This is a genomic window from Zunongwangia profunda SM-A87 (assembly GCF_000023465.1).
GTDB lineage: Bacteria > Bacteroidota > Bacteroidia > Flavobacteriales > Flavobacteriaceae > Zunongwangia > Zunongwangia profunda.
On sequence record NC_014041.1, the window covers coordinates 1,591,445 to 1,604,071 of the forward strand.

A 12,627-nucleotide genomic window follows, 5' to 3' on the forward strand; every position below is an offset into this window, starting at 1 on the left:
TTACGGTATGTTTAAAAGGTGTAACCGGCAATCACGACAAGGGCGGCGGTTTATGGATAAAACAATTATTATGTAGTACGGGCAAATCCACTCGAGGATAACGTGGTGTGTACAAAGTAGAAGATGGCTAACGCAGAGATTTGCCCCTTGTAGGAAAAGGAAAAACCTATGGCTTAGATGTTGCCGCTCTAGGTGATAACTGGAAGAGCCTGGAATTAATATTAAAAGTGATGATTTACCATTTATTTGAACAATAAGGAGTATTTAAAGTTAAAGATACCACCCTCACTAAAGCTGGTAAGGTGGGTTTATGGACCAAAGAAGATGCTGTAACTTACTTTGATGATTTCAGTATAAAAACATTAGATTGATTAGAAGAATTTAAATAATAAAACAAACATATTATGAAAAGTAAATACGTATTGATTTCAACAGTTTTTTTATTGCTTTCGTGCAATGGCCATGACGGTAAAAAAGAGAATGCTGACAGTTCTCGCCCATCTTCTGAAAAACAAAAGGAGATAGAACAACAGGAAGATATGGAACGGCATCCCCTGAATATTACAGCTATCCGGGAGGTTATTGGCATTAAGGGCACGGAAAACAATGGGGAATATAAAGTAGTAGTTCCCCAAAATGATCTAGAGATAATGGTTGATGGTTTTAAAATCATCCCCCCGATGGGACTAGGCAGCTGGGCAGCATTTTCTGCGATTAAAGAGGGAGCAATGGTCATGGGCGATATAGTGGTGACTGAAGATGATTTGTGGCCGGTACAACAGGAAGTAATAAGACAGGGATTGACTATTACCGCCATCCATAATCATTTTGTGAGGAATAATCCCAATGTCATGTACATGCATATTGGAGGTATGGGTGAAGAAGGAGTACTTGCAGAAAAAGTAAAAGCTTTATTCGATAAGGTTGTGGAAGTGCGTGGTGGGAATCCTGCAGCTTCCGAACCTAGTGAAGTCGAGAATACGCTGGATACTGATAGAATAGATAATATTATAGGACATTCAGGTAATCTTAACAATGGAGTTTATAAGATTACAATAGGGAGGCCAGATGTTGATCTTAGGGAGCACGGAGCTCCTGTTAGTACTTTTATGGGATTTAATACCTGGGCCAGCTGGCAGGGGACTCCAGAAAAAGCTGCTGTTGCAGGAGATTTCACCATGCTTGCCGATGAAATTGCCCCTGTTATAAAAGCCCTTGTAGAAAACGGTATTGAAGTAGTGGCAGTACATAATCACATGGTGTATGAAGAACCAAGAATATTCTTTTTACATTATTGGGGTGTGGGCCCAGCCGAGAAACTCGCCCACGGTCTGAAAACGGCTCTTAACCAGACCGGGGTGGTGAGCAAAAATGAATAATTAAATTCATTTTTAATTTAGCGAGGTATTTTAAATGAATGAGAGAGGAGACACGGGATTAATTTCCGTTACCTCTTTCCACGTAAAAATACCTACGGTTCTCGTATACTGTAATTTTTCTATTTATTCTGAATTTCCTCTAACCATTGCCAAGAGGTGGATGTCCTGTCTGGAACTTGCCGAAATAAAACTTTATGTGAGCTTTTTAATAATCCCTTGAATAAAATAGACCTATGAGTAACCCAGGCGAAATTTTCGTTATCTTTAAAAGAAAAGGATAATTATATGTCTATATACGATTACCCTTTAAAATGTTGAAATTTTCTTTAACGAAAAGGATGTTGAACTCCTATTAAATTAAAAGGTCTTAAAACCTGATTTTCCATCTGATGCCGTTCCGGAGATAACTAACAAGGGCTTTTATCAAATAAGTATCAGCCCGAAGCTTTGAATAGCGTATAATTCGTTCCTATCAGTTCGGTCACAGTTTATTATTATGGGGAAGTATTCCCCGATAGAAAGTTAACAATTACAGAAACTCACTAACATATATATAATTCCTAAATAAGTGTGTTCGTAAAACTAAGGGGGAATAGCAAGAGGGTAACACGCGAAGCGATGTTACAGATCATTAATACATTGAAATTCAATAAATTACGAATTTAAATCCTATCATTTTTCACGTATTTTGCGACAAATGCACTCGCAACCCCCGTAAATAGGTGGTTTTTTGCGACAAATTTCACGGAAAACTGAAATTCAAACCCACTTACCACTTTTACCTCCACTTCGCAAAAGCTCCATTTCAGCAAAAGAGGTTTATTACAATTTGTCTTAGACACGAGCCAAAAAGCTTAAAATATTAAAAGAATACGATCGAAAAAGCTTTTTGACTCAAGTCCGCTAGGCGGTAACTAAAATTCACCGATCAGGTTTTCAGAATTATTTAAAAATCCTTCCTACATCACCTTACCTTTCGATGCAAAAATCAAGCTTAAAAATTAACCGGAGCGCATAAACCGCTTTGCTATTTATAGCTCCTCTATAATTTTAAAACTGAATGAAGTAGCATCAAAAGGTAATGCGATGGCGCTGGAAGAAGTAAATAAAATTGAGAATAAACCATTTCATCCTGATCTCACTATTTTTTCTTTTCGCCGGCAAAAGGAAAATGCTCCAGATGAAAAAAGTAAATTGGTTTTTGTTCTAAACTTTCCGGATTGACCAGATTCGATGCAAAATCTTTGATTTTTTTGGAGTCGGATCTTTTACTTCCTCAATAAATTAGACAGGATTCATAATCTAATTATTTGTATATTTGATTAGGTCAGAATATCAAACTGCACCAATACGTTCTATTTAAATTGTGAGTTAATCGTGAGTTCAAAAAACTAGAACTGCGTGAAACCATACAAATACTGGGGTTTTCAGCGTTTTAAAAGCGTTCTGCCACCCCGACCAAGACAATCCAATCACGAAAGTGGTTGGATTTTTTTGTTTTATAGCGACAAATCGAAGGATTTGGGAGCTATCAAAAGAAAAAAAGGGATCAGGCGTAGCCTGGATTGGATAGTGTTGAGTAACAATCCTATTTTCAGGATCACCGCTAAGGTAATCCTCATCAGGCGTAGCCTGGATTGGATAGTGTTGAGTAACAATCCTATTTTCAGGATCACCGCTAAGGTAATCCTGCCACCCCGATAAAAAATCCAATCACAAAAGTGGTAAAATTTTTTTATAGCACTAAATCTAAATATGGAATCAGGATTTTATTCTAAACTTAAGTATACTCCAGTAAAATTAAGCTGTGTTAAACAAGGGCATTACAAATACGGTACATAGCTAAGAAGTTTAAAAAGTACTTTTTTCCGTTTACAGAAGTAAGAGTTAGTTCACTCGGTAATCCAGAAGTCATATTCCCGTCACGTCACCTTAGCTATCCGCATGCCCCGAAATAAAAATATTTTGTGCCTCGTGCGCTAAGGTTGAGGTAGTTTACAAAAACTTAGAAATAGCGAACTATTCCTATAAAAGTCATAACTTAAGCGTTCAAAGTATTCCTGACCCTTCTAATAAAATTAAAAAGTACATCGCTATGAAATGCTAGCTATTGATCGTTAGCTTAATAATAAGCAACTATTTAAGCTTTTTTCAAAGGATATGAGCATCGGAAAATCCGAAATATTATTTTCCGAGATTCTAGATGAGGATAGGCAACTAGATATTCATTTATCTGAAAGTTATAATACTTCCGATAAAAAGTATCCGGTTGTAGAGCTGCTTGACAGAAATTATAATTTTATACCTACAATAGGAATTACTAAATTTCTTTATTTAAATTGGTTACTGCCTGAAATGATTATTGTAGGCGTTAGAAATACCAATCGCAATAAAGACTTAACGCCAGGTTCTTTATAATTTCGAAGCAAGCCTGGGTGAATTAACTCCTCATGTAGGATTAAAAAATGATTAAAAATGAAAAAAAATCTGATAGTAGTATTTTTCGTTGGATTTATATTTACCGGTTATGGAAATGAACCACATCGCTATCTTTTTTTTCTTCATAATAGATTTTTAGAAGAACATGAATTGGATGATATTCATCCGGAATATGGTAAAACGGAGTATCAGGCTATATTACAAGAATTCAAATCCTCGGGATTCAATGTGCTAAGTGAAAAAAGAAATGGCAATGTGAATGCCAGGGAATATGCTATTGGAATAGTTGAACAGATAGATAGTTTAATATCGATGGGTGTAGAACCTAATAAAATCACCGTGGTGGGTACTTCTAAAGGAGGTTATATCGCACAGTATGTTTCAACACTGGCGCATAATCCCAATTTAAATTTTGTTTTTATCGCCAGTTACAGGGAGCGTGATTTGCTGCATATTCCTGAAATTAATTTCTGTGGAAATATCCTTACCATCTATGAAAAAACAGATCCATTTGGGGTTTCAGCAGTAGCCAGAAAGGAGAACGCTACATGTGATATCCCACATTTTAAAGAAATTGAAATCAATACAGGTTTGCGTCATGGCTTTTTGTTTAGACCGCTAAAAGAATGGATATTACCTACGATTAGATGGGCAAAGGCTAATTATAACTAACCTGGGCAGCAGCTTAAGAGTAGGTATTCCGTAAGCATAAATAGCAATAGCAATAAATATTGTTTAATTTAGAGCCATAAGATCTCATCAACATAACAATCAGTATGGAACATCAAAAAAACATAGGGGTACATGAAACGGCTTTTGTGACTTCCGCCTTTCGGGCAACCGATGAAAAACTGAGTCAGGATATTTTTGCCAGGCTATGGCAAAATCCTAAAACCGATAGGTGGATCATCGACTATTTACAGGAGGTGTCTTCGGAAGAGCCTTTTACACATTGTTTACGAAATAGATTTTTCCTGACCCATCTCAATGAGTTACTAGAAAAAGAAGCGATTACGGTATTGATCAATTTTGGTAGCGGATTCAGTATGTATCCGTTTTTGCTGAATGAGAAACTGACTCATATTGAAATTGATAAACCTAAAATCATAACTTATAAAAAACAGCACATAGAGCAATGGCAGTCTGAGGGGGTGCTTCCCAAACGGAATATTCATTTTATTGGTGTGGATTTTAGTACAGATTATAAAGATGATTTATTAACAAAACTAAATGCCATAAAAGGCAATCAGGCGTGTTTTATTCTTATAGAGGGAGTGCTCTTCTTTTTAAACCGGGAAGAAACCCATGGCTTGTTTAACTTGTTCGATGAAATTCAAAAGCCTGGAGACTATATTGGTAGTGCTTCATTTCAGGAAAAGATAAAGGAGACTCAGGCGTTTAAGAACCTACTGCGCTTTTTCAATGTAAAAGTTTCAAAAACAAGTAAAGATGATTATCAAACCATAGATGATCAATTTTACACCACTATACCTAATTATAGATTGATGGATCAACAGGATTATTTTAGCTTATCAAAAAAATATGCTCATAAAATAGCGGAAGAAAAAACAATGATTCTCAACGAAAATTTTTATTTGCTGAAAAAAAATAATCAGTTTTATAACAACTAAACAGGTAAGACACCTTTTAATAAATACTATGAGAAATATTTTACTTTTAATTTGTTTTGCTCTAATGAGTTCTTTTATACAGGGGCAGGAACTTCTTGGAGATTGGTATGGAAGCTTACAAATACAGGGAACCAAACTGCCTTTAGTTTTTCATATTAAGAAGCAAGATAGCAGTTACAGCACAACTATGGATAGTCCTAAGCAAATGGCAATAGGGTTACCTGTTGCCAGAACAACAGTAACAAATTCCCAGTTACTATTAGAAGCTCCGGCAATGGGAATAAAATATACAGGTGAATATGATCATACACAAGAAATAATAGCAGGTACTTTTCAGCAAGGAGGCTTAAAATTAGCCTTAAACCTAAGTAGGGATAATTTCACTACAGCTATAAATCGACCTCAAGAACCCAAAGAACCTTTCCCTTATCATGCAGAAGAGGTTAGGTTTTATAATGAATCTGATGATATAAGCTTAGCAGGAACCTTAACGACCCCTGAAGTTCTTGAAAAATTTCCTGTGGTCATTTTAATTAGCGGAAGTGGTCCCCAAAATAGAAATGAAGAAATTATGGGCCATAAACCATTTCTATTAATTTCAGATTTTTTGACGCGCCATGGAATAGCTGTATTGCGATACGATGACAGGGGCGTTGGGAAATCAGAAGGGGAATACGCAACAGCTACTTCTAAGGATTTATCCAGGGATACTGAAGCGGCTATAACATATTTAAAATCAAGAAAAGATCTAAAAATTTCAAAACTCGGATTAATAGGACATAGTGAGGGAGGGATAATTGCTCCTATGATTGCGTCAAAATCCAAAGATGTTGATTTTATTGTTCTTTTGGCTGGAGCTGTTTTAAGAGGAAAAGATTTGTTACTACTTCAGAAAAAACTGATTGAAGAGAAAAGTGGGATTCATGACAGTATCGTAAATAGAAGTCAGGAAGTATTTCATGGCGCTTATGAACTTATCGCTTCTAATACTAAAACTAACGATGCACTAAAAGAAGACTTAGCAGCCTATTTTAAAGAGGAAACAAACAATTCGATAAACGCTGCTCAAACAAATAGTTTAATTGAAAGTATGACTTCTCCGTGGATGCAATATTTTATAAACTATGATCCTACTACCGCATTAAAAGAAGTAGACATTCCAATACTGGCTTTATTTGGAAAAAAGGATGTTCAGGTTCCGGCAATTGAAAATGCGTTAGCCTTAGAAAAGCTTGAAAATAAAAATATTGAAATTATTAAAATGGAAAACTTAAATCATCTATTTCAGGAAAGTAAGACCGGTATGCCCAATGAATATTCTGAAATTGAACAAACCATGTCCCCTAAGGTCTTGAATTTAATGTTAGAGTGGATTTTAGAGAGGGATTAATCTGCTGAAGCATCAGACTTAATAATATTTATAGGCAAAAACGTAGAAAATCAATCGATATTTTTTGATTTATGCGTAATCCCCTTAAGTAGTTGGCTATTCTTTTATTCGATAATCAGGATGAAATGCGCCGAGACCTGTATCGTTTTAAAATTGCTTGTTCAATTAAATGCCTCGTGGGCTTGCCCTAGATAGTTACTATTATCAAACACATGATTAGGCCACATAAAAGCTCTATAAGATTTAGAGTTCACTTACTAAGATTATAAAAATACTCAGGAATTTTCAATAACAAGGTTCTAAGTGACAGCCTGTTTGAGTACAAACATTAAGTTTGTATAGTGAATACGAAGATGCTGGCAGAAACATTCATTTTAAAAAAATCGAAAGATTAGATAGCAAATGAATATCATCATGCCAATATTAGGCAATAATTAACTTAATAATGTCATGTATTTTGCAATTATGGCGTTATAATTGCGTTTAATACGTAAAGATAACAAGAACTTCCCGGAGCAACCGACAATTCTTCCCCGATTTATCGTCTTATCTATCACCTTTTAATAAGCTTTTAATTTGCAACATCCTCCTAAATTTTCGCGTTCGCTAGATCGCCGTTTCGTAAAACTTTTACAAAAAAGAGTACGCCAGTATTTTAAAGAAAATCAGATTTCCACCCATGCTAATTCTAGCATGATCACCAAAACAATAGTCATGCTTTTATTGTTTTTAGGTCCAATATCAATTTTATGCTCAGGTATCGTAACATCCGGCTGGATGGTATTCTTATTATATATTACCAGTGGTTTTGGTATGGCCGGTATTGGTATGGGCGTAATGCATGATGCTATTCACGGGTCGTACTCTAAACACTCCAAGCTAAATACTATCCTGGGCTATTCTATGAATATTATCGGTGCCAATGCCACCGTTTGGCATTTGCAACACAATGTTTTGCATCATACCTATACCAATATACATGAGGCGGATGACGATTTAAACATGCCGTTTTTTTTACGATTTTCACCACATAAAAAGAAATATAAAATTCATCGTTTTCAATTTATTTATGTGTGGTTTTTTTATAGTATTTCAACCTTAGCCTGGATTACGGCAAAAGACTTTGTAAGGCTAACCCGATATCGAAAAATGGGATTGATCGAAGATAAAAAAGAGTTTTATAGAAGCTTATTTCATCTTACTTTATGGAAATTGGCGTACTATATGTATGCTATCGTTTTGCCTATACTGGTTTTACCATTTTCCCCCTGGCTTGTCATTCTTGCCTTTATATCCATGCACCTGGTTACCGGTTTGGTAATTAGCTGTGTTTTTCAGGTAGCCCATGTGATGCCAGATGTTAATTACCCATTAACCGATAATCAGGGGAATATTGATAATAACTGGCTGGTACATCAATTGCTAACCACTTCTAATTTTTCACCAAAGAATAAGACTTTTTCCTGGTTAATAGGCGGGTTAAACTATCAGATCGAGCATCACCTGTTTCCCAATATATGTCATGTGCATTATCGGGATATTAGTCCCATTGTAAGAGATACAGCACTCGAATTTGGAATACCTTATAATCAAAAATCTACATTTACCGGGGCAATTGCAGATCATATCGCGATGTTAAGAAATCTTGGCAGGTAATCGCTGCCCTTTATAAAATAAAAAAACTCCTTAAAATTTAATTTTTAAGGAGTTTTTTAATGAGATATTATTTTTTAAAAATTCTTTCTTCGATTAAGAATGAAGGGGAACCCTCCATAAATAAGTAATAAAAAAATAAGTAGTAAACAGGTAATCGCAATAATAATTGCAAACGCCTCTGTAAAAAGTAATGTCATAAAATGCAAACATTTGAGTTTGTAGAGCAAAATTACGATATTTTTAGTATTCAAATTAACGTAGTTGCGTTTAAAAATAACAAAAACAAGTTTCCCCAGCTTTAGTTTTATTTTTTGTACAAAACAGGCACTTATTTATTTTTTAACAGACCGCTTAAATTAACATGTTATTTGCTGTAGGCCAGGGGAATTGTTATATATTTCATAGGTATTTAAGAGGCCTTTACCTTAGACTCCCCAGACGTTGATTATTAGTTAAGTTTTCTCCTTTTCGGTTTTCTTTTTGGTAGTGCTGAGTGTCTTGTGACACTAATCACCGCATGCAGTTTTAAAGGTCTATTTGGCCATTAATGAAGGTGATTTTTAGATGATAAAAATTGACATTATGGGAGATTCATTTTCAAAAAAAGAGAATATTAAAAAAAAGATTGAAAAAAGAAAACTGAAGGACAAGCGAAGGGAAAACCGCAAGACCGATAATAACAAAGGAAAGCAACTTGAGGAGATGATGATTTATGTAGATGAATCGGGGAATCTAAGTAAAACGCCTACCAGAAGTAAGGACGGTAGCTTTCTTGTCACAGGTCCTTCAGTAAACCATAACCGGGAGATTCAGAAGGAAGAAAAGCGAAAAGGAACAGTAATTTCTTTTTTTATAGAAAAAGGCTATGGTTTTATAAAAGATCAAAAATCCGGTGACCATATTTTTGTTCATGTGAAGGATCTGTTGGACGAAATTTCAGAAAAAGACCAGGTATTTTTTGTCAAGCAAAAAACGGCAAAAGGCGCTAAAGCTACACTGGTAGAAAAGCGATAAAGCAAACACCTTTTTATCTTATATCGAAACAAAATTCATTGGCTCTACCAAAAGCTGCTGTACGCCAATAAAGCTTTATCCTTTATTGGACTACCTTATTAAAAATAATATATGCGACAATTAACAATCACAAAACAAGTAACCAATAGAGATGATGCAAGTTTAGATTTTTATTTAAAAGATATTGGTCCCATTGCACGTATTTCCAGTGAAGAGGAAGTGGAACTTACCCGAAAGATTAAAGCAGGGGATAAGAAAGCATTACATACCCTGGTGACCTCGAATTTAAGATTTGTAGTCTCGGTTGCAAAACAATACCAGTTTAAAGGCCTTAGCTTATCAGATCTTATTGCTGAAGGGAATTTGGGGCTGATTAAAGCTGCCAATCGTTTTGACGAAACACGAGGCTTTAAATTTATTTCTTATGCGGTGTGGTGGATACGCCAGGCAATGGTTCAGTCAATTTCTGAAAACGCAAGAGTAGTACGATTACCTCTAAATAAATTAACGCTTATTAATAAAATTAGAAAAGCAAATTCAGCCCTACAGCAATTACTGCAGCGAGAAGCTTCTTTGGAAGAGGTCTCTAATTTTCTAAATTTACCTTTAACTGAAATCGAAGAAGCCGGAAAAAGTAATGCCACTTATCTATCCCTGGATAAACCCTTATCAAATGATAATGATGATTTTACCTTAAATCAACTAATCACAAGTAAAATCGAAGATCCCGATCAGGGACTACTTAATGTATCGACTTCACATGAAATAAATCAATTGATGACTATTTTAGAAAAACGGGAAAAAGAAGTAATCATATTGTTATTCGGACTTAACGGTGGGGAGGCTAAAAGCCTGAGAGATATAAGTACGCTTTTAGGATTAACCTCAGAGCGAGTGCGGCAAATTAAGGAAATGGGACTTATCAAGCTTCGTCGTTCGCCAAAAGCCGCTATCTTATTTTCATAAGCTTTTTAATCGCTGATGTAGGGCGTACTGCCCAGATGCTTTTCAACTACTCAGTATTGGCTAAGCACGAAATTATAAAAAAGACTTTCTGATGTATACCGGGCGAACTTTTTAAACTTCTTACTTCCTTCAATTTTTTAAAAATCAGTAGCACCTAATGCTTATCATGCTTATCATCCTATTTAAAAGCATCTTTTGATACCCCATGAATTGTTTATTATCACTTGCTCTTTAGAACGGGATATGGAGTTAGCTCATTTTCGAAATAGATAAGTTCTTTAGCTTCGGGATTATTTTTTATAGTACAGTAATAAATATTGTAGGCATAAATCCTGATCCTAAGTTCTTGTTCAGGATTTTCTTTTGCACAAACTTTATCGGTAGATTGATATAAAGGTTTTTTGTAAAACATTGGTTATTCTAAATTAATGGTTAATATTTTAAATTTCTCATTAGCTTCTAAAGTATAGTTTGTGCCTGGGGGAACAATAATAGAATCTCCGGGTTGCAGGTAGGTAGAGACTTCATCTATAACCATTTCAGCTTTACCCTCAATAAGCACATGAAATTGCGTACCATCAGATGTGATTGCTAAAACTTTACCATAGTCAAATGCCATTAATTGCACAATTCTCGATGCTTTATCGACTATCGTTCTTTGTACGACCGTATTGGTAGTATAAGGAATTTCTTTTTTTAAATTAAAAGGGACTAAATGACCAAATTCATTTTCTTTCATTCTTATTACCGTAAAATAGATGTATAAAATTGTTATTTTTTTCCGTTAGTCATATTGTTAGGTAATGATTATGCCCAAGAAATTATTGCCGGAAAAGATGGAATGTACGTTGAATTATCGATATATTTTATTTAAAATGAATTTATAAAATAATATATGCTGGCAGAGGACGAGAAATTTCCTAAAACAGCTGTAGTCATGTAGATTGGTTTTGATTATCAGGATTTTAATTAAAAAAAATACCTCGTTTAATTGTAGTAATAGACTCGCTAAAAAGGGATTTATCATAAATGATAAATAGAAAATTTAAAAATGAACCGAATTAAATGTTTATTATTGATCAGTTATATACTGCTGTGTCCATCTTTGAGTAGCCAGAACTGGAAAAACCCATCTGAAAGATACAAAGAGGCTTATAAAAACTATGCCAATGCTGCTTGTCCGATTCCAGAAGACGATATTCAGCATTTTGTCTATTTTTCAAGGGATAGAGAACCTATAATTGATCATCCGTTACTTTTCATTGCCAGATTTAAAGGCGCCCAGATTATGTATTCCTGGAGAGAACTGGAGCCAGAGAAAGGAAGATATGATTTTTCGAAAATCAAACTAGATGTCAATTACCTTAAAGGATATGATAAAAAACTTTTTATCCAGTTACAAGACGTCACCTTCGATAAAAAATATAAAGCTGTTCCCGATTATCTGCTAACCAAAGAATATGATGGGGGAGCGGTGTTGCAATATAATGATACTGGTGAGCCGGAAGGTTGGGTTGCTAAGCGATGGAATAAAAAAGTACAGGATAGGTTTGCACATTTACTTATGGCACTGGGTAAAGAATTTGGTGAGTTAATCGCAGGAATTAACCTCCAGGAAACAGCTATTGGAGTTAGTCCTAAAACAGCTCCTGATTTTACAGAACAGGCCTATGTTGAAGGTGTTAAAAACAATATGTTGGCATTGAAAAAAGCATTCCCAAACGTGACCACGATGCTTTATGCCAATTTTTTTCCAGGCGAATGGTTGCCTTTTGAAGATAAAGGCTATTTAAAATCTGTTTATCAATATGGTGAAAAAATAGAAGTGGGGCTGGGTGGCCCTGATTTGATGATGACCAGAAAAGCACAATTAAATCATGCACTTGCCCAAATGCATGAAGGTAATTTTACTGTTCCGCTGGGCATTGCCGTTCAGGATGGCAATTATATAGGAAAAACCGGAGCAGATAATGATTATGATGAGGAAAGTGATCCTATTAATAGTTCAAGAAAAAAACTTGTACCAATATTACACGCATTTGCAAAAGATTTTTTAAAGATCGATTATATATTTTGGGTAAATCAAAAACCTTATTTTGAAGAAGATGTGATGGCCTGTTTCGAGGAATAATCGATTAGAAAACATAATAGC

At 35.0% G+C, this 12,627-nt stretch carries 12 protein-coding genes; 10 read left to right on the forward strand and 2 right to left on the reverse strand.

What is annotated here, in order from left to right; translation table 11 throughout:
• The first annotated feature begins 404 nt into the window (after nucleotides 1-404).
• The 9 genes from ZPR_RS07075 to ZPR_RS07115 all read left to right on the forward strand — a co-directional run bounded on the left by ZPR_RS07075 (nucleotide 405) and on the right by ZPR_RS07115 (nucleotide 10,475).
• Nucleotides 405-1,379 carry a DUF1259 domain-containing protein gene (locus ZPR_RS07075; RefSeq protein WP_008615549.1) on the forward strand — a complete coding sequence of 325 codons (975 nt, stop codon included), beginning with the start codon at nucleotides 405-407 and terminating at the stop codon, nucleotides 1,377-1,379.
• 1,401 nt (nucleotides 1,380-2,780) lie between these two features.
• Nucleotides 2,781-3,083 (forward strand): hypothetical protein, encoded by a 303-nt coding sequence (locus ZPR_RS23225; protein ID WP_148211675.1) that lies wholly within the window; start codon nucleotides 2,781-2,783, stop codon nucleotides 3,081-3,083.
• Nucleotides 3,084-3,539: 456 nt separating this feature from the next.
• A complete protein-coding gene (locus ZPR_RS07085; protein WP_041578753.1) occupies nucleotides 3,540-3,797 on the forward strand; it encodes an alpha/beta hydrolase in 258 nt (85 codons plus the stop codon).
• Between the two features lie 57 nt (nucleotides 3,798-3,854).
• Entirely contained in the window at nucleotides 3,855-4,490 is a 636-nt protein-coding gene (locus ZPR_RS07090; protein ID WP_013070969.1) for a hypothetical protein, read from the forward strand.
• A gap of 104 nt (nucleotides 4,491-4,594) precedes the next feature.
• Nucleotides 4,595-5,449: a class I SAM-dependent methyltransferase gene (locus ZPR_RS07095; protein ID WP_013070970.1), complete on the forward strand. Its 855-nt coding sequence runs from the start codon at nucleotides 4,595-4,597 to the stop codon at nucleotides 5,447-5,449.
• A 28-nt stretch (nucleotides 5,450-5,477) separates the two neighbouring features.
• Nucleotides 5,478-6,839, forward strand: coding sequence for an alpha/beta hydrolase family protein (locus ZPR_RS07100; protein ID WP_013070971.1), 1,362 nt, complete (start codon nucleotides 5,478-5,480; stop codon nucleotides 6,837-6,839).
• A 714-nt stretch (nucleotides 6,840-7,553) separates the two neighbouring features.
• A complete protein-coding gene (locus ZPR_RS07105) occupies nucleotides 7,554-8,495 on the forward strand; it encodes a fatty acid desaturase family protein (RefSeq protein ID WP_148211676.1) in 942 nt (313 codons plus the stop codon).
• 582 nt (nucleotides 8,496-9,077) lie between these two features.
• Entirely contained in the window at nucleotides 9,078-9,509 is a 432-nt protein-coding gene (locus ZPR_RS07110; protein WP_013070975.1) for a cold-shock protein, read from the forward strand.
• Between the two features lie 111 nt (nucleotides 9,510-9,620).
• Nucleotides 9,621-10,475 (forward strand): sigma-70 family RNA polymerase sigma factor, encoded by an 855-nt coding sequence (locus ZPR_RS07115; protein WP_013070976.1) that lies wholly within the window; start codon nucleotides 9,621-9,623, stop codon nucleotides 10,473-10,475.
• Nucleotides 10,476-10,695: 220 nt separating this feature from the next.
• Here ZPR_RS07115 and ZPR_RS07120 read toward each other — a convergent pair whose 3' ends face one another.
• The gene (locus tag ZPR_RS07120; protein ID WP_013070977.1) at nucleotides 10,696-10,887 is read right to left on the reverse strand and encodes a hypothetical protein; all 192 of its coding nucleotides are present in this window, start codon (nucleotides 10,885-10,887) and stop codon (nucleotides 10,696-10,698) included.
• 3 nt (nucleotides 10,888-10,890) lie between these two features.
• On the reverse strand, nucleotides 10,891-11,214 hold the full coding sequence (locus ZPR_RS07125; RefSeq protein WP_013070978.1) for a cupin domain-containing protein: 324 nt from the start codon (nucleotides 11,212-11,214) through the stop codon (nucleotides 10,891-10,893).
• 312 nt (nucleotides 11,215-11,526) lie between these two features.
• On the opposite strand from ZPR_RS07125, the gene ZPR_RS07130 reads away from it, so the two are divergent.
• Nucleotides 11,527-12,606, forward strand: a complete 1,080-nt coding sequence (locus ZPR_RS07130; protein ID WP_041578754.1) for a hypothetical protein — start codon at nucleotides 11,527-11,529, stop codon at nucleotides 12,604-12,606.
• The last annotated feature ends 21 nt before the right edge of the window (nucleotides 12,607-12,627 follow it).